Here is a 24426-nt window from a genome sequence, read left to right as displayed (position 1 = left end):
CTCAGGCAAACAGTGCAGCTAACTTAATAGCAATACGATTAAAATGAAATCCCGCGACGGAAGACCAGACCAGAAACATAAAAACAGCTTTTGGGCATGCATAAAATGCCTTAAACTTTCGGCGAAAGCAAAGCATAATTCCGTTAAAAATTATCTTTTTACTTCACCTTAATTTCTTAATGTTAATTTAATATTCATCCAGTAGGGTTCAGTTAAATGCGTTAAAAAATAAGCCCTTTTCTATTCCCGAAATATTTGAAAAGCGGCTTTCAATGGCTGAAGGAAAAATGATGTCGGACTTTTTGCCTTTCTCTCGTCCGGCGATGGGCGCGGAAGAGCTCGCTGCCGTTAAGACCGTACTGGACTCAGGTTGGATAACAACCGGCCCGAAAAATCAGGAACTGGAAGCGGAGTTTTGTCGGCTAACAGGCAATCAATATGCTGTTGCCGTCAGTTCAGCCACTGCCGGTATGCACATCGCGTTGATGGCGCTGGGCATTGGTGAAGGCGACGAGGTCATTACACCGTCAATGACGTGGGTTTCTACGCTAAATATGATCGTTTTACTCGGCGCGAACCCCGTCATGGTCGATGTCGATCGCGATACGCTGATGGTCACGCCTGAACATATTGAAGCCGCGATTACGCCACAAACCAAAGCAATTATCCCCGTCCACTACGCTGGCGCGCCCGCCGATCTGGACGCTATTTACGCTCTTGGCGAGCGTTATGGCATTCCGGTGATTGAAGACGCGGCGCACGCGACAGGAACCAGCTACAAAGGTCGCCACATTGGCGCCCGGGGCACCGCGATTTTCTCCTTCCACGCCATTAAGAACATTACCTGCGCTGAAGGCGGTATCGTCGTCACGGATAACCCGCAATTCGCCGATAAACTGCGCAGTCTCAAGTTTCACGGGCTTGGCGTTGATGCCTGGGATCGACAGAGCGGAGGACGCGCGCCACAAGCGGAAGTCCTGGCGCCGGGCTACAAATATAATTTGCCCGACCTCAACGCCGCTATCGCGCTTGCTCAGTTACAGAAACTGGATGCGCTTAACGCTCGCCGCGCCGCCATCGCAGCGCAGTACCACCAGGCAATGGCAGACCTGCCTTTTCAGCCGCTGAGCCTTCCGTCGTGGGAACATATTCACGCCTGGCATTTATTCATTATCCGGGTCGATGAAGCCCGCTGCGGTATTACCCGGGATGCTCTGATGGCATCGCTGAAAGCGAAAGGCATCGGCACAGGGCTGCATTTCCGCGCCGCGCATACGCAAAAATATTATCGCGAACGTTTCCCAACGCTCACGCTGCCTGACACCGAGTGGAACAGCGAGCGGATCTGCTCACTGCCGCTCTTCCCGGACATGACCGAGAGTGACTTTGATCGGGTCATTACCGCCCTTCATCAGATAGCAGGACAATAAGCATGTTTGACGCCGCCCCCATAAAAAAAGTCTCGGTGGTTATTCCTGTCTATAACGAACAGGAAAGCCTGCCGGAATTGATAAGACGCACCACCACCGCCTGCGAGAGTCTGGGCAAAGCGTGGGAGATTTTATTGATAGATGATGGTAGCAGCGATAGCTCGGCGGAGCTGATGGTTAAGGCGTCCCAGGAGGCCGATAGCCATATCATCTCTATTTTACTCAACCGTAACTACGGTCAACATGCAGCGATTATGGCGGGGTTTAGCCATGTAAGCGGCGATCTTATCATTACGCTGGATGCCGATCTGCAAAACCCGCCGGAAGAGATCCCGCGCCTGGTGGCGAAAGCCGATGAAGGGTTCGATGTGGTAGGCACCGTGCGACAGAACCGACAGGACAGCCTGTTTCGCAAATCGGCGTCAAAAATCATTAATCTGCTGATCCAGCGCACAACGGGCAAAGCGATGGGCGATTACGGCTGCATGTTACGCGCCTATCGCCGCCCTATTATCGATACCATGTTGCGCTGCCATGAACGCAGCACCTTTATCCCTATTCTGGCCAACATTTTCGCTCGTCGGGCTACCGAGATCCCGGTGCATCACGCTGAACGTGAATTTGGCGACTCTAAATACAGTTTTATGCGTCTCATTAACCTGATGTATGACCTGGTGACCTGCCTGACGACGACGCCGCTGCGCCTGTTGAGCCTGCTGGGCAGCGTTATCGCCATCGGCGGGTTTAGCCTGTCGGTATTGCTTATTGTACTTCGCCTGGCGCTGGGGCCGCAGTGGGCGGCGGAAGGCGTATTTATGCTCTTTGCCGTCCTGTTTACCTTCATCGGCGCGCAATTCATCGGTATGGGACTGCTGGGCGAATACATCGGTCGCATTTATAACGATGTCCGCGCCCGCCCCCGCTATTTTGTTCAACAAGTTATCTACCCGGAAAGCACGCCGTTTACTGAGGAAAGTCACCAATGAAAGCCGTTATTTTTGCCTATCACGATATGGGATGTCAGGGCGTGCAAGCCGTACTGGATGCCGGGTATGAGATTGCCGCGATTTTCACTCATGCCGACAGTCCTGCGGAAAACACCTTTTTTGGCTCCGTCTCCCGGCTGGCGGCAGAATTAGGTATTCCGGTTTATGCGCCGGATAACGTAAACCATCCTATCTGGGTCGACCGCATCGCTGAGCTTGCGCCGGATATTATTTTTTCGTTCTATTACCGCAACCTGTTAAGCGAAGAAATTCTGCACCTCGCCCCGGCTGGCGCGTTCAATCTGCACGGTTCTCTATTGCCTGCCTATCGTGGCCGTGCGCCGCTAAACTGGGTTCTGGTTAACGGCGAAAGCGAAACGGGCGTAACGCTGCATCGTATGGTCAAACGTGCCGACGCCGGAGAGATTGTCGCCAGTCAACGCGTTGCTATTGCGCAGGACGATGTTGCGCTTACCCTGCATCATAAGCTATGTCAGGCCGCGCGCCAGTTGCTTAATAGCATCCTGCCCACCATGAAATGCGGCGATATACCTTCTGTTCCCCAGCGAGAGTCTGACGCTACATATTATGGTCGCCGCAGGCCGGAAGATGGCCTTATCGACTGGCACAAACCGGTTTCCACGGTGCATAACCTGGTGCGGGCGGTAGCCGCCCCCTGGCCCGGCGCGTTCAGCTATAACGGCTCGCAAAAATTCACTATCTGGTCTTCCCGAATTTGTCCGGATGCGCAGGGCGCGCTTCCCGGCTCGGTAATTTCGGTCTCTCCGCTGCGGGTCGCCTGCGCCGATGGCGCGCTGGAGATTATTACCGGCCAGGCCGGAGACGGTATTACTGTACAGGGCTCGCAGCTTGCACAGACGCTTGGTCTGGTGGCGGGCGCGCGTTTGAACCGTCCACCAGCGACCAGCGGTAAACGTCGCATTCGCGTTCTCATCCTCGGCGTCAACGGTTTTATCGGCAATCATTTGACCGAACGGTTACTGAATGAAGAGAATTACGAGGTCTACGGTATGGATATCGGCAGCAACGCCATTAGCCGATTCCTGCTCCACCCTCGCTTTCATTTCGTGGAGGGAGATATCAGCATCCACTCAGAATGGATCGAATATCATGTCAAAAAATGCGATGTCGTACTGCCGCTGGTAGCGATTGCTACCCCGATTGAATACACCCGCAACCCGCTGCGCGTCTTTGAACTTGATTTTGAAGAAAACCTGCGGATTATCCGTTATTGCGTGAAATACCGTAAACGCGTGGTTTTCCCGTCTACCTCTGAAGTGTACGGCATGTGTACGGACGCCTCTTTTGACGAGGACAAATCGAATCTGATCGTCGGGCCGGTGAATAAGCCACGCTGGATTTACTCCGTTTCCAAACAGCTTCTCGATCGGGTGATTTGGGCTTATGGCGAAAAAGAGGGATTGCGCTTCACGCTTTTCCGTCCCTTTAACTGGATGGGGCCGCGGCTGGATAGCCTGAACGCGGCGCGTATCGGCAGTTCACGCGCGATAACGCAGTTGATTCTGAACCTGGTAGAAGGGACGCCGATAAAGCTTATCGACGGCGGTCAGCAGAAGCGCTGTTTCACCGATATTCGCGATGGGATCGAAGCATTATTCCGCATTATTGTGAATGATGGCGATCGGTGCGATGGCAAAATCATTAATATCGGCAACCCTGACAACGAAGCCAGTATTCAGGAACTGGCGACGCTGTTGCTCGACAGTTTTGATAAGCATCCGCTGCGCTGCCATTTCCCACCGTTTGCCGGTTTCCAGGCCGTCGAAAGCCGTAGTTATTACGGCAAGGGTTATCAGGATGTCGCACACCGGAAACCCAGTATCGACAATGCCAGGCGCTGTCTGGACTGGGAACCGTCTATTGCGATGCGGGATACGGTTGAAGAAACGCTGGACTTCTTTTTGCGCAGCGTAGATATCGCGGAACGCGCATCATGACGAAAGTCGGTTTACGCATTGATGTTGATACCTTGCGAGGAACGCGTGAAGGTGTTCCCCGGCTGCTGGAGACATTGCATCGCCACGGCGTTCAGGCCAGCTTTTTCTTCAGCGTCGGGCCGGACAATATGGGACGTCATCTTTGGCGTCTGATAAAACCGCGATTTTTATGGAAAATGCTACGTTCAAACGCCGCTTCGCTCTACGGTTGGGATATTCTGCTGGCCGGTACTGCCTGGCCGGGAAAAAATATCGGCAACGCCAATGCCGGGATTATTCGTGAAACGGCAACATACCATGAGACGGGACTACATGCCTGGGATCACCATGCGTGGCAGACTCACAGCGGCCACTGGAGTATCCGCCAGCTTGAAGAAGATATCGCGCGCGGCATAACGGCGCTTGAGGCCATTATCGGAAAACCCGTCACCTGCTCAGCCGCGGCCGGCTGGCGAGCGGATGGGCGCGTTGTTCGTGCGAAAGAGCCGTTCAACCTGCGGTATAACAGCGATTGCCGTGGAACCACCTTATTCCGTCCGCTACTGATGCCGGGCCAGACAGGGACGCCGCAAATCCCCGTCACCTTACCCACATGGGATGAGGTTATCGGCCCCGCCGTTCAGGCACAGTCGTTCAATACCTGGATTATCTCCCGTATGTTGCAGGACAAAGGCACGCCGGTATATACCATCCATGCGGAAGTCGAAGGTATTGTCCATCAGCCGCTGTTTGAAGATTTGCTCGTTCGTGCACGTGACGCGGGGATCACCTTTTGTCCTCTGGGCGAACTGCTGCCGACATCGCCTGAGTCTCTGCCGTTGGGGCAAATTGTACGTGGACACATCCCTGGCCGTGAAGGTTGGCTGGGGTGCCAACAGGCCGCGAGCGCCTCATGATGAAATCGATACGCTATTATCTGGCTTTCGCCGCATTTATCGCGCTCTACTATGTTATTCCTGTCAATAGCCGCCTGCTCTGGCAGCCGGATGAAACGCGCTATGCCGAAATAAGTCGGGAGATGCTGGCGTCTGGCGACTGGATCGTGCCGCATTTTCTGGGATTACGTTATTTTGAAAAACCGATAGCCGGTTACTGGATAAACAGTCTGGGTCAGTGGCTTTTTGGCGCTACCAATTTTGGCGTGCGGGCTGGCGCTATTTTAACGACATTGCTGGCCGCAGCGCTGGTGGCGTGGCTGACGTTCCGCTTATGGCGGGATAAACGTACCGCGTTGCTCGCCTCCGTGATCTTTCTCTCCCTCTTTGCCGTTTACAGTATCGGGACGTATGCGGTACTCGACCCGATGATCGCGCTTTGGCTTACGGCCGGGATGTGTTGTTTCTGGCAGGGGATGCAGGCCACGACCCGAACGGGCAAGATTGGGATGTTTTTGCTACTGGGTGCAACCTGCGGTCTGGGTGTATTAACTAAAGGCTTCCTCGCCCTGGCCGTACCGGTGGTGAGCGTGTTGCCGTGGGTCATTGTTCAGAAACGCTGGAAGGACTTTTTGCTTTACGGCTGGCTGGCGGTCTTGAGCTGCTTTGTGGTTGTCCTTCCCTGGGCGATCGCCATTGCGCGACGCGAAGCCGATTTCTGGCATTACTTTTTCTGGGTGGAGCATATCCAGCGATTCGCCATGAGCGATGCCCAGCATAAGGCCCCTTTCTGGTACTATCTGCCGGTACTGATCGCGGGAAGTTTACCGTGGCTGGGGTTACTGCCTGGCGCGCTTAAACTAGGCTGGCGCGAGCGAAACGGCGCATTCTATTTGCTCGGATGGACGATCATGCCGCTTCTCTTTTTCAGCATTGCGAAAGGGAAACTGCCTACCTATGTTCTTTCCTGTTTCGCACCGATAGCGATACTCATGGCGCGCTTCGTCCTGCATAACGTAAAAGAAGGCGTCGCCGCGCTACGTGTCAACGGCGGGATCAACCTGGTGTTCGGGTTAGTCGGGATCGTCGCAGCGTTTGTCGTCTCCTCATGGGGCCCGCTGAAATCGCCGGTGTGGACGCATATCGAAACCTATAAAGTTTTTTGCGTCTGGGGCGTCTTTACTGTTTGGGCGTTTGTGGGCTGGTATAGCCTCTGTCATAGCCAAAAATACCTATTACCCGCGTTTTGTCCGCTGGGACTGGCGCTGCTGTTCGGCTTTTCCGTCCCCGACAGGGTGATGGAGTCCAAACAGCCACAGTTTTTTGTCGAAATGACCCAGGCGCCTTTGGCATCAAGCCGCTATATTCTTGTCGACAACGTGGGCGTCGCCGCCGGGCTGGCCTGGAGTCTGAAACGAGACGATATTATGCTCTACGGACACGCGGGCGAACTCAGGTATGGTCTTAGCTATCCTGATGTGCAGGATAAATTCGTTAAAGCCGACGATTTTAACGCCTGGCTCAACCAGCATCGTCAGGAGGGCATTATTACGCTAGTACTTTCAATAGCCAAAGATGAAGACATCAGCGCTCTTTCCCTTCCCCCTGCGGACAATATTGATTATCAGGGGCGTCTGGTGTTAATTCAGTATCGGCCTAAATGATCGGCGTCGTTCTGGTGCTTGCCAGTCTGCTCAGCGTTGGCGGTCAGCTCTGCCAGAAGCAAGCGACACGGCCATTGACGACAGGCGGACGCCGCCGCCACCTGATGCTGTGGCTGGGCCTGGCGCTGATATGCATGGGTGCAGCGATGGTGCTGTGGCTGCTGGTGCTACAAACCCTGCCGGTGGGAATTGCTTACCCGATGTTGAGTCTGAATTTTGTCTGGGTCACGTTGGCGGCATGGAAAATCTGGCATGAACAGGTTCCGCCCCGCCACTGGTTGGGCGTCGCATTGATTATCAGCGGCATTATCATTCTGGGGAGTGCGGCATAATGGGCGTAATGTGGGGACTGATAAGCGTTGCGATTGCCTCCCTCGCCCAGTTGAGTTTAGGATTCGCCATGATGCGGCTGCCATCGATAGCGCATCCACTGGCGTTTATTTCCGGACTGGGCGCATTTAATGCCGCGACCCTGGCGCTATTCGCCGGTTTGGCGGGGTATCTGGTTTCCGTCTTCTGCTGGCAGAAAACATTACACACGCTCGCGCTCAGCAAAGCCTATGCGCTGCTGAGTCTCAGCTATGTGCTTGTCTGGGTAGCCTCAATGCTGTTACCCGGTTTGCAAGGCGCCTTCAGCCTAAAAGCGATGCTCGGCGTATTGTGTATTATGGCGGGGGTAATGCTGATTTTTCTGCCCGCCAGATCATGAAGGCTTGCGCGTCAACCGCTGCCATTCGTCGCAGGAATAACAGCGTGCATCAACGATTTTTAAGGTCTGGTGTTTTTCCCGATTAATACAATACTGCGCATCCTGTAAAGGCGACAGGATATCGCCGGGACTCAGTAATATCATGGAATTCGCCTCGGCGATCATTTTTAGCGAACCGCCGCTATCGCACAGCACCAGAACATGGCACGCCCTCTTTTTGACATAATGCGATTTCTTAACCAACCATTCCATAGCGCCCCCGTTTCACGCTGATTGTTCATAACACGTTACACATCAACGGATAAACAAAACGGCAATAGCGATGGAATGGTTGTATATTAACCTAACATTAATTTTTACAGCTCTCACACACCCACTGCTGGAGCGCACGGCGAGATATTTTAATCCCTCCGTTTTTCAGTTCTGACGGCAGCGTTAGCCAGCGAACCGGCTGCTGAAAACGCGCCAGCTTATCACGGACCCATTCAGCGAGGTTCACGTCTCCGGCCTGCGATGCATACTCCACAACCGCAACGGGACGATGACCAAACTCTTTATCTTCTACCGGCACGACGAAGGCTTGTTGCACCAGCGGATGCGCGTTAATAACGCGTTCGACTTCCTCCGGCTGAATGCCTTCGCCGCCGCTAAAGAACAGGTTGTCCAGCCGCCCGGCGATGGTTAGCCTGCCGTGGTTCAGCTCGCCGCGATCGCGCGTGGCAAACCAGCCCTCGTCATTAACCAGCGGGATCAGCTTGCCATCACGCCAGTAACCTTCTGCCATACTGGCGGCACGCAGCCAGACTTCATTATCGACGATTCTGATCTCTCTGCCGGGGAGCGGCGCGCCCACATCATCCGAACCATCGGCCTCTTTGGCGCATACCGTAGACGCGAACTCCGTGAGCCCATACCCGCACCAGCAGCGAATCCCTTGTTTGCTGGCCTGGTCGGTGAGTTCAACCGGAATCACCGCGCCGCCGAGCAAAACGGCTTTTAGCGTCACCGCCGCCCGATTCGCCAGCAACCGCCATAGCTGCGTCGGCACCAGCGAAGCATGAGTACACCCTGCCAGCATCTGCTCCAGCGGTTGCTTATCGCGTACCGTCATGCGCGCCCCGGCGAAGAGCCAACGCCACATAATACCCTGCCCGGATACATGAAACAGCGGCAGCGATAGCAGCCAGTCATCCTGAGGGCCAAACGGCATTAGCGAAAGCACCCCCTGCGCGCTGGCAAGATGCGCCTGGCACGTATGTACAGCCGCTTTTGGCAATCCTGTGGAACCCGATGTCAGCGTCATAGAAACCAGACGCTGCGGTTGCCAGGCCACGGCATACGCCGCTGTACTCTTTTGTATCTGCAACGCGGTTAACCCGGAAAATACGTTTTCGCCTTCCAGTGTCAGCGCAAAACGCAGCGTTAACTCCGGTAACAGCGCCTCCAGCAACGTCTGGGGCAACTGCGGGTTGACGGGCAGAACCCGCGCGCCGCACTGCATCAGCGCAAGCCATGCCAACAGAGTGCGCGGCTGATTCCCGGCGCGCAGCAGGACACCGTCGCCCTCCCGTACGCCCTGCGCGGCAAACCCATCCGCCAGCGCATCAATACGCTCACAGAGGGCGCGCCAGCTTAGCACTTCATCGTTCAGGCGCAGAGCGGGCGCCTGACTGCGAACCTGACGCCAGTGGCGCCACGGCCAGTCCGTGAATGTCATAACAGTCGTTCCAGCTCATCACGCTTCAGACAAGGCAACGCGCTACCGGGCCAGGGGCGAACCTGTTGCGCCTGCATCAGATGTAAGGTATCCAGTCCAGGCAGCGTTCCCGGCGTCAACCAGGCGGCAATCCGCGCCAGTTGCGTCAGGCCGAGGCTGGACTCGATCGAAGAGCTGATGACCGCCGTCAGTCCCAACGCATGGGCGGCGGCGACTTGCTCACGCACTTTATCAAGCGATCCGGTCAGCGTAGGTTTGATAACCACAGCCTTGACGCCCTCTTCGGCTTCAAAGGTGAAATCCGCTTCGCGCAGACTTTCGTCCCAGGCAATCGCGATACCGGTTTCACGGGCAAAGGCGCGGGAATCATCCCGCGCCTTACACGGTTCTTCGAGAAAGGCGATACGAGCGCGGTAGTCCGGATTAACATACTTTGCGAACTGTTGGGCTTTTAGCGGCGTCCAGGCGCGATTCGCATCCAGACGCAGATGCAGATCCGGGATCGCCTCCAGCAGCAAATTAACCACCATGCCGTCACGTACCGCTTCATAGAGACCCACTTTGACCTTAGCGATTTTCTCACCGGGCATATCGGCAAGCCGCAGCACCAAATCGTCAGGATCGCCAGTGCATAACGGCGCGGCGCGATAGTCCGCCGCCTCCGGCAAGACGCCAGTCAGTTCCGCCAGCGCGCAGCTTGCACCAAACGCGACCGAAGGCATCTCCGGTAATCCCTCGCTCCCCTGAAGCCAGTCGTTCACCCATGTCAGGAGCGCCGTCTGCGCCTCTTCCCACGTTTCCTGACTGAACCCCGGCAGCGGAGAGATCTCTCCCCACCCTTCACGCTCGCCGTCACGCAGACAAACATACAGCCCGTCGCGAGTTTTTAACCGCCTGTCGCGCAGAACCACCCCCGCGTCCATGGGGATCTGCCAGCGGTATACCTGCGCGCTACGCATTATGGGTTCCGTTTGAATTTGCTGAAGTCAGGCTGACGCTTCTGGTTAAAGGCGTTACGGCCTTCCTGCCCTTCTTCGGTCATGTAGAACAGCATGGTAGCGTTGCCCGCCAGCTCCTGTAGACCCGCCTGACCGTCACAATCGGCATTCAGCGCCGCTTTCAGGCAACGCAGCGCCATCGGACTGTTTTGCAACATTTCGCGGCACCAGCGCACGGTCTCTTTTTCCAGATCCGCCAGCGGAACCACGGTGTTGACCAGGCCCATATCCAGCGCCTGTTGCGCATCGTACTGGCGGCACAGGAACCAGATTTCACGCGCTTTCTTCTGACCAACGATACGCGCCATATATGAAGCGCCCCAGCCGCCGTCAAAGGAGCCGACTTTCGGACCGGTCTGGCCGAAGATGGCGTTTTCCGCCGCGATGGTCAGGTCGCACATCATGTGCAGCACATGACCACCGCCGATGGAATACCCCGCGACCATCGCGACAACCGGTTTTGGACAGGTGCGAATCTGGCGCTGGAAATCCAGCACGTTCAGGTGATGCACGCCGGAGTCATCCTGATAACCGCCGTAATCGCCGCGCACCTTCTGGTCGCCGCCCGCGCAAAACGCTTTATCGCCTTCGCCGGTCAGAATAATCACGCCCACGTTGTCGTCGTAACGGGCATCCGCCAGCGCCTGAATCATCTCTTTGACGGTCAACGGACGAAATGCATTGCGCACCTGCGGACGATTAATAGTGATTTTTGCAATACCGTCGGTGGATTTTTCATAACGAATGTCGGTGTAACCCTCCGAGCAGTCGTGCCATTCTACCGGTGCGTAAAGCATTGTTTCATCAGGATAGATCATAGTGTGTCCTTTAGTCAGAGACGCAGAATCTGAGCCAGACTGTCTACCACGCCAGCGGGGTTTTCCCGATGCGCGTTGTGTCCGGCGTTACGAATAACATGGCATGTCGCCGCCACTTCCTGCGCCAGGGCGCGGAATTTGCTGTCGCGTTCGCCACATAAATAATAAAACGGAAATGCCAGCGCGTTGAGCGCCTCGCGTAAATCCGGCTGGGCGGCAAGCGATGTCGCCTCCAGCATCGCAGCCAGCGTTTCGCCGTTATTCTGGCTACGCAGCGCCGTCAGCGCCTGCCTTTGCTGCGCCGTCAGCGAGGCGAACACCGGCTGCTGATACCAGTCGTGAAAAACCTCAGTCAGGGGTTCACGACGAAAACGCTCTGCCCAGCGCCCGTCGGACAATCGTCTTTCAGCGCGCGCCTGTTCATTTTGCAGCCCCGGATGACCGCCTTCGACCACCAGGCCGCACAGGCCTGGTATTCCCTGGCAGGCTGCCATCATCGCCACCCGGCCTCCAAGAGAGTATCCCACCAACCAGAACTTTAGTATGTTGTAACTAATTAACGTAGCGCGCAGTAATCTGATGACATCGGCAAATCCGCCGACCGGAATAGCCGCAGATCCGCCATGTCCCGGTAAGTCAATATAGAGCCGCGAACAGCCGTGAAACTGTTCGCCAACCGGCTGCCATTCACGGCAATCGCCAGAAAAACCGTGCAGGAAAACCAGCGAGGGCGCCCCAGGCTGTCCGGGCATGTGCTGCGCGTGCAACATCATAGATGGCTTACCTGAGCCAAAAGTTGCTGCAACGTCTGCGCGCCGTCCGTATCGTTTACCACCAGCTCAATCACCGTCGTCGCCGGGGTTCGCCACGCGCCAGCCAGCGCAGACTCCAGTTCTTCCCAGTTTTCCGGGCGATGATAGCGCAGGTTAAACATGGCGGCCGCATGGTCAAAATGGACGTTTTGCGGCATCAAATAAAAGCGCTCACGTTTGCTTTGCGGCGTCGGCAGCAGGGAAAAGATCTGCCCGCCGTTATTGTTGACCACAATCAACACAAACGGCGCGGATACCTGACGTAGTAACGCCAGCGCGTTAAGATCGTACAGCGCGGATAAATCGCCGACGATAGCCAGCGTCGATTTGGCGCTGGCGCGCTGCACGCCCGCCGCTGTGGAAAGCAGGCCGTCAATGCCGCTCGCCCCGCGATTGCTGTATACCGGATAGCCAGCCGGCAACTGCGACAGCGCGTCGATCAGACGCACCACCAGACTATTGCCCACGAACAATTGCCCCTGCTCCGGCAGATAGTCGCGGATACGGTGCGCCAGCTGTGCTTCGCCAAAGGTGTCTCGCTGCGCGACCACCCGTTGCCACGCCAGTTCCGCCAGACGCGGGATCTCTACACACCACGGTTTACGTTTTTCCGCCGGATGCATCTCCAGCCAGTCGGCGATTTTCGCTATCAGTCTGCGTCCACGATGGTGCGCCGGGTCCAGACGACCTTCAATATTGTCGATTACCCAATACTCTTCCGGCTCGCAGGTTGCCTGCCATTGCAGTAAGCGTTTTCCGGTAAGGCTACTGCCAAGCTGGACGACAATTTGCGCCTGCTGCAGTTCGGTCACCGCTTTGGCGTTGCCGAGCCACAGGTCGGCGCACGGCAGCGGCTGCCCGGTTTGCGACAATACGTCGCCAATTAATGGCCATCCCAGAGTTTGCGCCCACTGCGCCACTTTTTTGCCTTCTTCCGCGCTCATACGCCCGGCGACGACGACGCCGCGTTTTTGTCGCCAGAAGAACCAGTCGCGCTGTTTGTCGCTTGCCAGTCGACGCGCTTCGCGCAGCCAGGGTTTTTCATCCTGCCACCAGTCGCCGAGACGCTGCTGCCAGACCAGGCCGGTGTCATTCATATCGCCATACAGCGGTTCGGCAAAAGGACAGTTAATGTGCAGAGCGCCCGCATGAAGCATGGCGAGCGCATTATCGATGGTCGACACCAGCCAGCGCGCCGGAATATCCTGCGTGGGACGCGGCAACGACAGAGTTTGGGAGGGGTGCGAGGAAAACATCCCCGCCTGACGGATCGCCTGGTTGGCGCCGCAGTCAATCAGCTCCGGCGGGCGATCGGCGGTAAGTAAAATAAGCTTCTCGCCCGTCAGCCCCGCCTCAATCAAGGCCGGATAGAGGTTCGCCACGGCGGTACCTGAAGTGACAATAACGGCAACAGGCTGTTGGCTGACTTTCGCCAGCCCTAACGCCAGATGACCAAGCCCACGCTCATCAAAGTGCGTATGGTGAATAAAAGCAGGATTCTCTGCCGCCGCCAACGTGAGCGGCGTGGAACGGGAACCAGGGGCGATACAAACATGCCTGACGCCATGACGGGTTAAGGCTTCCAGGATGACCGCCGCCCAGCGCCGGTTAAATGCACTTACTGACATGAGTTTGTCCGGTATCAATCATTGGGACTAAGTATAAAGAGCTGCAAAAATGGATTATTGATATGGGTCGGGAATATGTGACTCATTACACATCCATCTGCAATAAGGTACGTAACCCGGCCGCTTTATTATCTATTTCCTGCCATTCCTGTTCCGGATCGGAGCCGCGGACGATTCCCGCGCCGGCATACAATCGCACCACATTGGCCGTCACTTTGGCTGAACGTAACGTCACGCAAAACTCACTTTGCCGCGTGGAGAGATAGCCTGCCGACCCGGCATACCATTCACGTTCGAACGGCTCATGTTGTTCTATAAAACAACGCGCGGGTTCACGAGGGATCCCCGCGACCGCTGCGGTAGGCTGTAACTGGTGCAGGCAGAGCGTGTCGTCCGCCTGATTAAGCGCCGTCCAGATACAGCGGCGCAAATGCTGTACCTTGCGCAGTCTGAGCACCTGCGGCGGCAGCACATCCAGCGAGTGGGTGCAGTTTTGCAGTCGCTGGCAGATGTCTTCGACAACCAGCATATTTTCTCGCTGGTTTTTATCGTCTTTCATTAACCATTCGCCAAGCTGCCAGGCTTTATGGTTATCCGGATGGTTCGCCACCGTCCCAGCCAGCGCTTCGGTACGTAGCGCCGTTTCACGCCGCCGCCAGAGCCGCTCCGGCGATGATCCCAGAAAGGCGGTATCGGCGGAAAAGGCCATAAAAAAGTGGTAGCAGTTGAGATTTAAACGACGACTGGACGCCATCATCGCGGCGGCATTGACCGGACGGGAGAATTGTAAGTCGGTGGCCCGCGCCAGCACAACTTTATCAAACGCCTCTTGCGCAATGGTGTGGGTGGCCTGCTGAATCAGCTTCACCCAACCGTCTTTGTCCGGCCAGTGCTGTTCGCTCGTGAGCGAAAGGCGCAGCGCCGGAACAGGCTTAATACCGACCAGAGAAGCGAGAAACGCTTTCGCCTGGCGCGCATCATCGCGTAGCGAAACGTCACTGTGCAGATGTAAGCGTAAGGTCGCCGTACCACCGCTACGTCGCCACTCCAGCCGCGGCAGCAATAAGTAGCCCTCTTTCGGCTCGAACGCATTCAGCCCCCAAATACGCAGGTCAGGCTGCGCGTGCTGACGTAAAAACCGTTGCGCCAGATCGAGCGATGAAAAAACGGTGATTGCCCCGAGAACGGCAGCTTCTTCGTCGCCATTGCGCTGTTGCCAGTAGAATTGCGGAAAGGATGACTGGCTGGCCAGCCAGCTCAATGCATCGAAGGCATCGTTTAAAGGGAAAGGCGCATCGAAAACGCAAAGCCCTGGCGTCGCCGGTATCTCTTGCGATAGCTGACGCGTCAGATTTTCCAGCGCAGTAGTAATAGAATGCACGCGGACCCTCCCTGTTAAAAACCCCACATTATACGGGGTACTGCCCTAAAAAAGCAGTACCTCATTTAGGGAGGGTTGCAATTCTGTTCAGTGGGAGGGATTTAGCGCCGCGCCAGCAGCAGTCCAAGTACCAGTCCTACCGCCGCGCCTACGCCAATACCCTGCCAGGGTTTTTCATGAACGTAGTCATCCGCTTTATAAACGGCCTGCTTTGCCCGGTAATAATAGCTATCCGACGCGTGGCTTACGCGGTTTTTCACCTCTTCCAGCGCTTGTTCCGCGCGGGCTTTCAGCTCAATGTATTTTTGATCGGCGGGATCGCCTGAGGAACGTAAAACCTCTTCCAGCGTTTCGCTGAGCAAAGTCAGATCATCATCAACACGTGATTCACCAAATTGATATGACATTCTCATTCTCCGTTGTGTTAACACCTGCTCCTAACTATAGTCAACGGTTTCGGTTTATGCCTGATGAACCTCCCGCGCCATTCCCCGGTGCGGAATGCCATCTTCGTCATAAACATCGGTGACCGGAATAAAACCAAACCGCGCATAAAAAGGTTGCAGATGCGCCTGCGCCCCCAGATATAGCGGCTTATCCGGCCAGTGCCGCCCACAAGATTCCAGCGTTTTCGCCATTAATTGCTGGCCCAGTTTCGCCCCTCGCCAGGCATCGCTGACGATCACCCGGCCAATAACAACCGGGTCTGATTCGTTATCGCTTTTCAGAATCCTCGCATACGCCACCAGCTCATCCTGATGCCAGCCCAGAATATGCCGATTGTCGCCGACTAAATCATCGCCATCCACATCCAGGTAAGGACAGCGCTGTTCTACCACAAAGACCGCGCAGCGCAATTTGAGTAACGCGTAAAGTTGAGGAACGGTAAGTTCGCTATGGTGGAGATCCTGCCAGTCAATCATGATGCGCTCCTGTGTTGTGGTAATCTTGGGTTAAACGATAACCAAACGTGTATGGACAAGATGGAATTAATTTTTTTAGGTACGTCCGCAGGCGTTCCCACGCGCTCACGCAATGTAACGGCAATTTTATTACATCTGCAACATCCAACGCAGCCGGGAGTATGGCTTTTTGATTGCGGCGAAGGGACACAGCATCAAATGCTTAATACCGCGTTTCATCCCGGTAAGCTTGAGCGCATTTTTATCAGCCATCTTCACGGAGATCATCTGTTTGGCCTGCCGGGTCTGCTATGCAGCCGGTCGATGGCGGGGAATCCCCATCCGCTAACCGTATACGGGCCTCAAGGCGTGCGTGAGTTTATTGCAACCACACTGCGCCTTAGCGGTTCATGGACCGATTTTCCGTTGCAAATTGAAGAAATTAGCGCAGGCGATATTCTTGACGACGGTCTGCGTAAAGTGACCGCGTTCAGGCTGGAGCATCCACTGGAGTGCTACGGATATCGCGTTGTTGAACATGACAAGCCTGGCGCGCTGAATGCCAGGGCGTTAAAAGCCGCAGGCGTTACGCCCGGCCCGCTGTTTCAGGCGTTGAAGGCAGGAAAAACCGTCACGCTTGCCGATGGAAGGCAGATCAATGGCGCCGACTACCTTGCTCCCGCCGTGGCCGGGAAATCAGTGGCGATTTTCGGCGATACCGCGCCCTGCGAGGCCGCCCTCGCGCTGGCGCAAGGCGTGGATGTGATGGTACATGAAACCACGCTGGATGCGTCAATGGAGGAGAAAGCCAACGCTCGCGGACACAGCTCCACCCGTCAAACCGCGACGCTGGCGCGGGAAGCTGACGTCGGTCGGCTGATCATGACCCATATTAGCTCACGCTATGACGATAAAGGCTGTCAGCGCTTACTGGCGGAATGCCGCGCTATTTTCCCGGCGACGGAACTGGCTTACGATTTTTCTGTTTTCCCGGTTTAGCGCTCCATTTTTTGTCCTCATTGCCGATAACACTAAAAAAGGCAGGCTTTCATAATGAGGTGAGGATGGACAATTTTCAGAAAGATATTGATGACAGGGCGAATTTAACCCTGTCAAACCGTTTTGAGCTGCTGTTATTCCGTCTTGGTACATCGCTGCATGAACAGAAGTCAGAGCTGTTCGGCATCAATGTATTTAAGCTGCGCGAAATCGTACCGATGCCCGCCTTTACGCGCCCGGCAGGCATGAAAGCGCCGCTATTGGGCATGGTCAATATTCGGGATCAGGTCATTCCGGTGATTGATTTGCCAGCGGTAGCGGGCTGCAAGCCGGAAACCGGGCTGAATATTTTGCTGATCACCGAATATGCGCGCAGCGTACAGGCATTTGCCGTCGAGTCGGTAGAAAATATTATGCGTCTTGACTGGCAGCAGGTGCATACCGCCGAGAAAGCCGTCAACGGTCGCTACATCACCAGTATTGCCTGCCTGGATGACAACAAAGAAACCAACAACCTGGCGCTGGTGCTCGACGTTGAGCAGATCCTTTATGATATTGTCCCCTCCAGCCACGATCTGCGCGCCACCAATCTGAAGACCAATAAATTTTATATTACCCCAGGCGCGGTAGCCATTGTGGCGGAAGACTCCAAAGTCGCCCGCGCGATGCTGGAAAAAGGGCTGAACGCAATGGGAATTCCGCATCAGATGCATGTGACCGGCAAGGATGCATGGGAGAGAATCCAGCAACTGGCGCAGGAAGCGGAGGCCGAAGGTAAGCCAATTAGCGAGAAAATCGCGCTGGTCCTGACAGATCTTGAGATGCCGGAGATGGATGGCTTTACGTTAACGCGTAAAATTAAAACCGATGAACGGCTGAAAAAGATCCCGGTCGTTATTCACTCTTCCCTTTCCGGCAGCGCCAACGAAGATCATGTGCGTAAGGTAAAGGCCGACGGCTACGTCGCCAAATTTGAAATCAATGAACTCTCTTCAGTGATACAGGAAGTGATGGAGCGCGCGGCGCAAAACGTCAGCGGCCCGTTGGTAAGCCGGCAGTTGCTAAGTTAAATTCCGGTCGCTGAGACCTTACCTGCCGGATGGCGGCGCAAGCGCCTTATCCGGCCTACAATCCATAGTTATTTCAACGTATTACATCAGATAATAAAAAACCCGCTTCGTGAAGCGGGTTTTTCGTTTTTACTTATTGTTTACATCAACGGCGTCGCTAACTGCACAAGGCTAATCAGCGGCTGCGGCCAGACGCCCAGTACCAACACCAGCAACGCGGAGATCAGCACCACGATCCCACCCGCGCTGTACTGCCAGTTTGTCGGCGCGTCGCGTCCCGGTTGCTGCGGCGCGTGCAGGTAGAGACTCACCGCAACGCGCAGGTAGTAGTACAAACCAATCGCGGAACCCACCACCACGGCGGCGACCAGCCACCACAGACTGGCCTGAACGCCGACCGCCAGCACGTAGAATTTGCCGATAAAGCCCAGCGTCATCGGGATACCTGCCAGCGACAGCATCATCACCGTCATCACTGCGGCAAGAACCGGACGGTGCCAGAACAGACCACGGTAAGAGTACAGGGAATCGGCATCCGGGCCGCGGAACGGGCTGGACATCAGGCTGACCACGCCAAACGCGCCGAGGCTGCTGAACAGATAACCGGCCAGGTAAACGCCAACCGCTTCCATCGACATCTCGCCGCTCTGCAGGGCAATCAGCGCCACCAGCAAGTAGCCGAGGTGAGAGATAGAAGAGTAACCGAGCAGACGTTTGATGTTGGTCTGGCTCAGCGCCATCAGGTTACCAAAGATGATAGAGGCAAAGGCGATAATGCCCAGCACCACGCGTACCGCTTCGCTGTCGCCTACCGGCGCATAGAGGAACAGACGCATCACCACGCCGAAGATAGCGATTTTGCTCGCCGTCGCCAGGAAGGTGGAAACCGGCGCAGGCGCGCCCTGGTATACGTCTGGCGTCCACAGGTGGAACGGCACCAGAGAGAGTTTAAAGCCCAGACCGACAATCATCAGGCCAAAGCCCGCCAGCAGCAACGGCTCGTGCAGCATACCATCGCCGAGGCTCTTACCGAGCGCTTCGAAAGACAGGTTGCCGGACTGCGCATAGACCAGCGCCATCCCGAACAGCAGGAAAGACGAGGCGGCGGCGGAGAGGATGGTGTATTTGATACTGGCTTCCAGCGAGCGTTTCTGGCGGAAAGCATAACCAATCAGGCCGAACAGCGGCAGCGAGATCAGTTCAATACCAAGGAACAGCGCCGCCAGATGGTTAGCGTTCGCCAGCAGAATTCCCCCCAGGCTGGCGATTAACACCAGCAGGTAGAACTCTTCCTGGTTATCGTTATAGCCTTCCAGCCACGGGTAGGCAAAGGTACAGGTGGCGAGGCTCGCCAGCAGCACCAGCCCGGTGTAGAGCATCGCAAAGCCGTCAACGCGCATCAGCGGCGTGACGTCCATTGCCCCGGCCTGGCCGACAAACCAAAGCGAAACCAGAGCAGCGTTAAGCCCAATGACCGACAGCGTGGCATTGAGGAAGTGATTGCGTCGCCACGCAATGGAGAGCATCACAACCACCACCGTCAAGCCGACGATCAGCAGCGGTAGCAGCGCAATCAGGTGTTGTGGAGTTATTGTCATGGCGATTTACGGCCTTGTAGTAGTAACAGAATTAACAAACCACTGCTGGATGTTGCTCATCGCAGAATGCGAGGTATCCAGAATCGGCTGCGGATAGAAGCCAAGCAGTACCAGAAGCACCACCAGCAACAGAATGATAAACAGCTCGCGCAGCGACATCCCTGGCAGTTCCTGGCTGGCAATCTGGCTCTTCGCTTTACCAAAGTAAGCGCGATGCAGCATCGCCAGCGAGTATACAGAGGCGAATACCAACCCAAAGGTGGAGATAACGGTAATCACCGGCACCACCTGGTAGCTGCCGAACAGAATCATAAATTCGCCGACAAAGTTACCGGTGCCCGGCATCCCGAGCGTCGCCACCGCAAAGAACATGGAGAGCGCAGGCAACCACTTCATCTTGCCCCACAGGCCGCCCATCATACGCATGTCACGCGTATGCAGACGTTCGTACAACTGGCCACACAGAATGAACAGACCGGCTGCGGACAAACCGTGCGCAATCATCTGAATCACCGCGCCCTGGTACGCCAGTTGGCTGCCGGTGTAGATAGCGATCAGCACGAAGCCCATATGCGAAACGGAGGTATAGGCAATCAGGCGCTTGATGTCGTATTGGGTAAAGGCCATCCACGCGCCGTAGAAAATGCCGATAACGCCCAGCCACATGGCGATCGGCGCAAACTCCGCCGACGCGTTCGGGAACAATGGCAGGGAGAAACGCAGCAGACCGTAAGCGGCGGTTTTCAGCAAGATACCGGCCAGGTCGACGGAACCGGCGGTCGGCGCCTGGGAGTGCGCATCTGGCAGCCAGCCATGCAGCGGCACCACCGGCATTTTCACCGCGAAGGCGATGAAGAAGCCCAGCATCAGCAGATATTCCACACCGTGGGACATCGGCGTGTTCAGCAGCTCTTCATAGTTGAAAGTCCACACGCCGGTCGCGTTGTAGTGCACAAAGACCAGCGCCAGGATGGCAATCAGCATCACCAGACCACTCGCCTGGGTGTAGATGAAGAACTTGGTCGCCGCCGTGATACGCGTTTTCCCGTCAGAAGCTTTGTGGCCCCACAACGCTATCAGGAAGTACATCGGCACCAGCATCATTTCCCAGAAGAAGAAGAACAGGAACATGTCGATAGCCAGGAACACGCCGATAACGCCGCCTAAGATCCACATCAGGTTCAGGTGGAAGAAGCCCTGATATTTTTCGATTTCTCGCCAGGAGCAAAGCACCGCCAGAACGCCGAGCAGGCCGGTCAGCACCACCATTAGCAGCGACAGTCCGTCGAGCGCCAGATGGATAGAGATGCCAAAACGCGGGATCCACGGCAGGACAAATTCAGATTGCCACTGTGGAATACCGGCGGATTGCGTCAGTGAGTAGCCGCCCTGCAACCACAATTGCAGACCGAGCGCCAGCGTCAGCCCCATGGTAATCAGCGCTATCCAGCGCGGCACCTTCACGCCAAAGCGTTCGGTCTGCCAGCACAGAAAGCCGCCGATAAAGGGAATCAATATTAGCCAGGGTAGTAACATGGCGATTTTTATTCCTTTTTAAGGCCTCTGACAGAGGCCTGATTTTCAACGAATTTGGATAAAATTCACTTTACGATCAACGCAGTACCATCAGCAGCGCCAGCACCACAACCGCGCCGATGCTCATGGATGCCACATACCAGCGCAAATAACCGTTCTCGCTCAGTACCAGGCCTTTGCCTGCAAAACGGGAAAGGATAGCCGGAATGTTCATCAACGCATTAAGCGGGTCGCGCTTCAGCAGCCAGGCGATACCGAGGAATGGCTTGACGAATACTTTGTCGTACAGCCAGTCAAAGCCCCAGGCGTTATACCACCAGGTCCCCAGCAGACGGCCCGGCGCGCTGTTGGCGATCGACGTCACCAGCGTGCGTTTACCCAGCCACAGCCATGCGGCAATCAGGATGCCGGCAATCGCCACTACGCCAGAGGTAATTTCCAGCGTCATGACGCGACCATGCGCCAGTTCAGTTGTCTGCGGCAGCACCCCCTGCAATGGCGGCACAATCAGCGCGCCAACAAAGGTAGACAGAATCATCAGGACAATCAGCGGCAGATGGTGGGTAATCCCCTTCCCTGCATGAGCGTGAATTTGTTCTTTACCGTGGAAGACGATGAAAATCATCCGGAAGGTGTACAGGGAGGTCATGAACGCGCCGACCAGACCCGCCACCATCAGATTGATATGACCGTTCGCCATCGCGCCAGCCAGGATCTCATCCTTACTGAAGAAGCCCGCAGTGACCAGCGGCAGCGCCGACAACGCCGCGCCCCCCACCAGGAAGCAGGCATACACCAGTGGAATCGACTTACGCAGACCGCCCATCTTAAAGATGTTCTGTTCGTGATGGCAGGCCAGAATTACCGAGCCGGACGCCAGGAACAGCAGCGCTTTAAAGAAGGCGTGCGTCATCAGGTGGAAAATTGCCGCATCCCACGCCTGTACGCCCAGCGCCAGGAACATGTAGCCAATCTGGCTCATGGTGGAATAGGCCAGCACGCGTTTGATGTCGGTCTGCACCAGCGCGGCGAAACCCGCCATGACCAACGTAATCGCCCCGATAATGCCCACCAGATGCAGAATCTCCGGGGTCATCAGGAACAAACCATGGGTACGAGCGATCAGGTAGACACCGGCGGTCACCATGGTAGCGGCGTGGATCAGCGCGGAGACCGGCGTCGGGCCGGCCATCGCGTCGGCAAGCCAGGTCTGCAACGGAAGCTGCGCAGATTTACCGACCGCGCCGCCCAGCAGCATCAGCGTCGCCCACATCAGCATGTTGTTGCCGTCAGCAAAGTGCGCTGGCGCCAGCTCGACCATTTCGCGGAAGTTCAGCGTGCCCAGTTCGTTGTAGAGGATGAACAGCGCGAAGGCGAGGAATACGTCACCGACACGGGTCACCACGAAGGCTTTCATTGCCGCTGCGCCATTCTTCGGATCGCTGTAATAGAAGCCGATCAACAGATAAGAGCACAGGCCCACGCCTTCCCAGCCGAGGTACATCAACAGCAGGTTATCGGACAGCACCAGAACAACCATGCTGGCGATAAACAGGTTGGTATAAGCGAAGAAGCGGGAGTAACCCTCTTCTCCACGCATGTACCAGGACGCGAACATGTGGATCAGGAAGCCGACGCCGGTGACCACAGAGAGCATGGTCAGCGACAGGCCGTCCAGCACCAGGTTAAAACCGATGTTGAAGTTACCGACCGACATCCACGTCCACAGCGGCTGGCTGAACGCCTGTTTGCCGTTGGCGAAGAAATCCATCCCGACAAACGCTGTCACCAACGCCGCCAGACCAACGGAGCCCACGCCAATGGTCGCGGAGAGATTTTCCGACCAGCGTCCGCGAGAGAACGCCAGCAGTACAAAGCCAATCAATGGCAGAATAATGGTTAAGGCAAGCATGTTCATCCACGCATCTCACTTACTGAATCGATGTTCAGGTTCTGGCGACGGCGATGGAGTTGCAGCAACAGCGCAAGTCCAATACTCGCTTCCGCAGCCGCAAGGCTGATGGCGAGAATGTACATCACCTGACCATCGGTCTGGCCCCAGTAGCTCCCGGCGACCACAAAGGCCAGCGCGGAGGCGTTAATCATGATTTCCAGCCCGATCAGCATAAACAGCAGATTGCGGCGGATAACCAGACCGGTTAAACCCAGGACGAATAAAATCGCAGCGAGGATCAGTCCGTGTGTTAAGGGGATCATGCGCGCTCCTCCGTTTTTCTTTTCGCGCGGTCATCGGCGCGGTTGCTTAGCACTTCACCCGCACGCTCTTCACGACCGACATGGAACGCCACCACCAGGCCTGCCAGCAGCAGCATCGACGCCAGTTCCACCGCCAGAACATAAGGCCCGAACAGCGTGATGCCCACCGCTTTCGCGCTAATCGGCGTGCCGTCGATGCCCTGGTCGTTAACGCCCAGAATGGCGTACACAATAACCGCCAGCATAATGGCCGACAAAACCGCCGGACCAATCCACACCTGCGGTTTCAGCCACTGGCGTTCCTGTTCGATTTCGCTGCCGCCGAGGTTGAGCATCATCACCACGAACACAAACAGCACCATGATGGCGCCTGCGTAGACGATAATTTCCAGCGCACCGGCAAAATAAGCGCCCAGCGAAAAGAACACCCCGGAAATCGCCAATAGCGATATCACCAGATACAACAGCGCGTGTACCGGATTGGTATGGGTGATCACTCGCAGGGTCGCGAGGATGGCTATCAGGCCACAGATATAAAAAGCGAATTCCATTGCCCTCTCCTTACGGTAACAGGCTCTTGACGTCGATAGGCTTGGCTTCGTTCTCTGCTTCGCCTTTATCTTTGCCGTCGATTGCCATACCCGCCATCCGGTAGAAGTTATATTCCGGGTATTTGCCCGGACCGGAAATCAGCAGATCCTCTTTTTCGTACACCAGATCCTGACGTTTGTATTCGCCCAGTTCGAAGTCCGGGGTCAACTGAATCGCCGTGGTCGGGCACGCTTCTTCGCACAGGCCGCAGAAGATGCAGCGTGAGAAGTTAATGCGGAAAAACTCCGGATACCAGCGGCCATCTTTGGTCTCCGCTTTTTGCAGAGAGATACAGCCTACCGGACAGGCTACCGCACACAGGTTACAGGCAACGCAGCGCTCTTCACCGTCCGGGTCGCGCGTGAGCACGATACGGCCACGGTAACGGGGCGGTAAATAGACCGGCTCTTCCGGATACATCCGCGTTTCGCGTTTGGCGAACGCATGCAGGCCGATCATCCAGATACTGCGTACCTGAGTGCCGAAACCTACTAATAATTCTTTTAAGGTCATGGT

General features: G+C 55.9%; 24 protein-coding genes. 9 read left to right on the top strand and 15 right to left on the bottom strand.

Annotation, left to right across the window (positions count from 1 at the left end):
* Positions 1 to 290 precede the first annotated feature (290 nt).
* From arnB to arnF, 7 genes are read left to right on the top strand one after another with little or no spacing between them, the layout of a single operon-like run.
* Positions 291 to 1430 carry a UDP-4-amino-4-deoxy-L-arabinose aminotransferase gene (gene arnB / locus NA624_RS17990; protein WP_001279302.1) on the top strand — a complete coding sequence of 380 codons (1140 nt, stop codon included), beginning with the start codon at positions 291 to 293 and terminating at the stop codon, positions 1428 to 1430.
* Positions 1431 to 1432: 2 nt separating this feature from the next.
* Positions 1433 to 2416 carry an undecaprenyl-phosphate 4-deoxy-4-formamido-L-arabinose transferase gene (arnC, locus tag NA624_RS17985; RefSeq protein WP_000458893.1) on the top strand — a complete coding sequence of 328 codons (984 nt, stop codon included), beginning with the start codon at positions 1433 to 1435 and terminating at the stop codon, positions 2414 to 2416.
* Positions 2413 to 4395: a bifunctional UDP-4-amino-4-deoxy-L-arabinose formyltransferase/UDP-glucuronic acid oxidase ArnA gene (gene arnA / locus NA624_RS17980; RefSeq protein ID WP_000648777.1), complete on the top strand. Its 1983-nt coding sequence runs from the start codon at positions 2413 to 2415 to the stop codon at positions 4393 to 4395. Before arnC ends, arnA begins: the two co-directional genes overlap by 4 nt.
* Entirely contained in the window at positions 4392 to 5291 is a 900-nt protein-coding gene (gene arnD / locus NA624_RS17975) for a 4-deoxy-4-formamido-L-arabinose-phosphoundecaprenol deformylase (protein ID WP_000169775.1), read from the top strand. Before arnA ends, arnD begins: the two co-directional genes overlap by 4 nt.
* Positions 5288 to 6934 (top strand): lipid IV(A) 4-amino-4-deoxy-L-arabinosyltransferase, encoded by a 1647-nt coding sequence (gene arnT, locus NA624_RS17970; protein ID WP_000978043.1) that lies wholly within the window; start codon positions 5288 to 5290, stop codon positions 6932 to 6934. Before arnD ends, arnT begins: the two co-directional genes overlap by 4 nt.
* The gene (gene arnE, locus NA624_RS17965; RefSeq protein ID WP_000580688.1) at positions 6931 to 7266 is read left to right on the top strand and encodes a 4-amino-4-deoxy-L-arabinose-phosphoundecaprenol flippase subunit ArnE; all 336 of its coding nucleotides are present in this window, start codon (positions 6931 to 6933) and stop codon (positions 7264 to 7266) included. Before arnT ends, arnE begins: the two co-directional genes overlap by 4 nt.
* Positions 7266 to 7643: a 4-amino-4-deoxy-L-arabinose-phosphoundecaprenol flippase subunit ArnF gene (gene arnF, locus NA624_RS17960; protein ID WP_000538694.1), complete on the top strand. Its 378-nt coding sequence runs from the start codon at positions 7266 to 7268 to the stop codon at positions 7641 to 7643. The genes arnE and arnF overlap by 1 nt, the downstream gene beginning before the upstream one ends.
* Here arnF and pmrD read toward each other — a convergent pair.
* From pmrD to NA624_RS17915, 9 genes are all read right to left on the bottom strand, one after another.
* Entirely contained in the window at positions 7638 to 7895 is a 258-nt protein-coding gene (gene pmrD / locus NA624_RS17955) for a signal transduction protein PmrD (RefSeq protein WP_000455132.1), read from the bottom strand. The two genes, arnF and pmrD, sit on opposite strands and share 6 nt — an antisense overlap.
* 97 nt (positions 7896 to 7992) lie before the next feature.
* Positions 7993 to 9360, bottom strand: coding sequence for an o-succinylbenzoate--CoA ligase (menE, locus tag NA624_RS17950; RefSeq protein ID WP_000144653.1), 1368 nt, complete (start codon positions 9358 to 9360; stop codon positions 7993 to 7995).
* Positions 9357 to 10319, bottom strand: a complete 963-nt coding sequence (gene menC, locus NA624_RS17945; RefSeq protein WP_001255555.1) for an o-succinylbenzoate synthase — start codon at positions 10317 to 10319, stop codon at positions 9357 to 9359. The genes menE and menC overlap by 4 nt, the downstream gene beginning before the upstream one ends.
* The gene (gene menB / locus NA624_RS17940) at positions 10319 to 11176 is read right to left on the bottom strand and encodes a 1,4-dihydroxy-2-naphthoyl-CoA synthase (RefSeq protein WP_000640013.1); all 858 of its coding nucleotides are present in this window, start codon (positions 11174 to 11176) and stop codon (positions 10319 to 10321) included. The genes menC and menB overlap by 1 nt, the downstream gene beginning before the upstream one ends.
* Positions 11177 to 11190: 14 nt before the next feature.
* Positions 11191 to 11949, bottom strand: coding sequence for a 2-succinyl-6-hydroxy-2,4-cyclohexadiene-1-carboxylate synthase (menH, locus tag NA624_RS17935; protein WP_000979134.1), 759 nt, complete (start codon positions 11947 to 11949; stop codon positions 11191 to 11193).
* Positions 11946 to 13616, bottom strand: coding sequence for a 2-succinyl-5-enolpyruvyl-6-hydroxy-3-cyclohexene-1-carboxylic-acid synthase (gene menD / locus NA624_RS17930; protein ID WP_000116398.1), 1671 nt, complete (start codon positions 13614 to 13616; stop codon positions 11946 to 11948). The genes menH and menD overlap by 4 nt, the downstream gene beginning before the upstream one ends.
* 85 nt (positions 13617 to 13701) lie before the next feature.
* Positions 13702 to 14997, bottom strand: a complete 1296-nt coding sequence (gene menF, locus NA624_RS17925; RefSeq protein WP_000555675.1) for an isochorismate synthase MenF — start codon at positions 14995 to 14997, stop codon at positions 13702 to 13704.
* A gap of 101 nt (positions 14998 to 15098) precedes the next feature.
* Positions 15099 to 15404, bottom strand: a complete 306-nt coding sequence (elaB, locus tag NA624_RS17920) for a stress response protein ElaB (protein ID WP_001522308.1) — start codon at positions 15402 to 15404, stop codon at positions 15099 to 15101.
* Between the two features lie 54 nt (positions 15405 to 15458).
* Positions 15459 to 15920 (bottom strand): GNAT family N-acetyltransferase, encoded by a 462-nt coding sequence (locus tag NA624_RS17915; RefSeq protein ID WP_000568155.1) that lies wholly within the window; start codon positions 15918 to 15920, stop codon positions 15459 to 15461.
* A gap of 60 nt (positions 15921 to 15980) precedes the next feature.
* Here NA624_RS17915 and rbn point away from each other — a divergent pair, with 60 nt between their 5' ends.
* Entirely contained in the window at positions 15981 to 16898 is a 918-nt protein-coding gene (gene rbn, locus NA624_RS17910) for a ribonuclease BN (RefSeq protein WP_000419094.1), read from the top strand.
* 65 nt (positions 16899 to 16963) lie between these two features.
* Positions 16964 to 17968: a chemotaxis protein gene (locus tag NA624_RS17905; protein ID WP_000368564.1), complete on the top strand. Its 1005-nt coding sequence runs from the start codon at positions 16964 to 16966 to the stop codon at positions 17966 to 17968.
* Between the two features lie 140 nt (positions 17969 to 18108).
* Here NA624_RS17905 and nuoN read toward each other — a convergent pair whose 3' ends face one another.
* From nuoN to nuoI, 6 genes are all read right to left on the bottom strand, one after another.
* Positions 18109 to 19566: an NADH-quinone oxidoreductase subunit NuoN gene (nuoN, locus tag NA624_RS17900; RefSeq protein ID WP_000156669.1), complete on the bottom strand. Its 1458-nt coding sequence runs from the start codon at positions 19564 to 19566 to the stop codon at positions 18109 to 18111.
* Positions 19567 to 19572: 6 nt separating this feature from the next.
* A complete protein-coding gene (gene nuoM / locus NA624_RS17895; RefSeq protein WP_000926430.1) occupies positions 19573 to 21102 on the bottom strand; it encodes an NADH-quinone oxidoreductase subunit M in 1530 nt (509 codons plus the stop codon).
* A gap of 76 nt (positions 21103 to 21178) precedes the next feature.
* Positions 21179 to 23020, bottom strand: coding sequence for an NADH-quinone oxidoreductase subunit L (nuoL, locus tag NA624_RS17890; protein ID WP_001056582.1), 1842 nt, complete (start codon positions 23018 to 23020; stop codon positions 21179 to 21181).
* Positions 23017 to 23319, bottom strand: coding sequence for an NADH-quinone oxidoreductase subunit NuoK (nuoK, locus tag NA624_RS17885; RefSeq protein ID WP_000612687.1), 303 nt, complete (start codon positions 23317 to 23319; stop codon positions 23017 to 23019). The genes nuoL and nuoK overlap by 4 nt, the downstream gene beginning before the upstream one ends.
* The gene (gene nuoJ / locus NA624_RS17880; RefSeq protein WP_000393522.1) at positions 23316 to 23870 is read right to left on the bottom strand and encodes an NADH-quinone oxidoreductase subunit J; all 555 of its coding nucleotides are present in this window, start codon (positions 23868 to 23870) and stop codon (positions 23316 to 23318) included. The genes nuoK and nuoJ overlap by 4 nt, the downstream gene beginning before the upstream one ends.
* 10 nt (positions 23871 to 23880) lie before the next feature.
* Positions 23881 to 24423 (bottom strand): NADH-quinone oxidoreductase subunit NuoI, encoded by a 543-nt coding sequence (gene nuoI, locus NA624_RS17875; protein ID WP_000172747.1) that lies wholly within the window; start codon positions 24421 to 24423, stop codon positions 23881 to 23883.
* Between the last annotated feature and the right edge of the window lie 3 nt (positions 24424 to 24426).

The sequence above is a fragment of the Salmonella sp. NW38 genome, from assembly GCF_051807745.1.
GTDB classification, from domain to species: domain Bacteria; phylum Pseudomonadota; class Gammaproteobacteria; order Enterobacterales; family Enterobacteriaceae; genus Salmonella; species Salmonella enterica.
This window is presented reverse-complemented; position numbering and strand designations above follow the sequence as displayed.

Coding starts and splice junctions, on each gene's coding strand:
- arnB (WP_001279302.1), top strand. CDS start 291: ATGTCGGACTTTTTGCCTTTCTCTCGTCCGGCGATGGGCGCGGAAGAG.
- arnC (WP_000458893.1), top strand. CDS start 1,433: ATGTTTGACGCCGCCCCCATAAAAAAAGTCTCGGTGGTTATTCCTGTC.
- arnA (WP_000648777.1), top strand. CDS start 2,413: ATGAAAGCCGTTATTTTTGCCTATCACGATATGGGATGTCAGGGCGTG.
- arnD (WP_000169775.1), top strand. CDS start 4,392: ATGACGAAAGTCGGTTTACGCATTGATGTTGATACCTTGCGAGGAACG.
- arnT (WP_000978043.1), top strand. CDS start 5,288: ATGATGAAATCGATACGCTATTATCTGGCTTTCGCCGCATTTATCGCG.
- arnE (WP_000580688.1), top strand. CDS start 6,931: ATGATCGGCGTCGTTCTGGTGCTTGCCAGTCTGCTCAGCGTTGGCGGT.
- arnF (WP_000538694.1), top strand. CDS start 7,266: ATGGGCGTAATGTGGGGACTGATAAGCGTTGCGATTGCCTCCCTCGCC.
- pmrD (WP_000455132.1), bottom strand. CDS start 7,895: ATGGAATGGTTGGTTAAGAAATCGCATTATGTCAAAAAGAGGGCGTGC.
- menE (WP_000144653.1), bottom strand. CDS start 9,360: ATGACATTCACGGACTGGCCGTGGCGCCACTGGCGTCAGGTTCGCAGT.
- menC (WP_001255555.1), bottom strand. CDS start 10,319: ATGCGTAGCGCGCAGGTATACCGCTGGCAGATCCCCATGGACGCGGGG.
- menB (WP_000640013.1), bottom strand. CDS start 11,176: ATGATCTATCCTGATGAAACAATGCTTTACGCACCGGTAGAATGGCAC.
- menH (WP_000979134.1), bottom strand. CDS start 11,949: ATGATGTTGCACGCGCAGCACATGCCCGGACAGCCTGGGGCGCCCTCG.
- menD (WP_000116398.1), bottom strand. CDS start 13,616: ATGTCAGTAAGTGCATTTAACCGGCGCTGGGCGGCGGTCATCCTGGAA.
- elaB (WP_001522308.1), bottom strand. CDS start 15,404: ATGTCATATCAATTTGGTGAATCACGTGTTGATGATGATCTGACTTTG.
- NA624_RS17915 (WP_000568155.1), bottom strand. CDS start 15,920: ATGATTGACTGGCAGGATCTCCACCATAGCGAACTTACCGTTCCTCAA.
- rbn (WP_000419094.1), top strand. CDS start 15,981: ATGGAATTAATTTTTTTAGGTACGTCCGCAGGCGTTCCCACGCGCTCA.
- NA624_RS17905 (WP_000368564.1), top strand. CDS start 16,964: ATGGACAATTTTCAGAAAGATATTGATGACAGGGCGAATTTAACCCTG.
- nuoN (WP_000156669.1), bottom strand. CDS start 19,566: ATGACAATAACTCCACAACACCTGATTGCGCTGCTACCGCTGCTGATC.
- nuoM (WP_000926430.1), bottom strand. CDS start 21,102: ATGTTACTACCCTGGCTAATATTGATTCCCTTTATCGGCGGCTTTCTG.
- nuoL (WP_001056582.1), bottom strand. CDS start 23,020: ATGAACATGCTTGCCTTAACCATTATTCTGCCATTGATTGGCTTTGTA.
- nuoK (WP_000612687.1), bottom strand. CDS start 23,319: ATGATCCCCTTAACACACGGACTGATCCTCGCTGCGATTTTATTCGTC.
- nuoJ (WP_000393522.1), bottom strand. CDS start 23,870: ATGGAATTCGCTTTTTATATCTGTGGCCTGATAGCCATCCTCGCGACC.
- nuoI (WP_000172747.1), bottom strand. CDS start 24,423: ATGACCTTAAAAGAATTATTAGTAGGTTTCGGCACTCAGGTACGCAGT.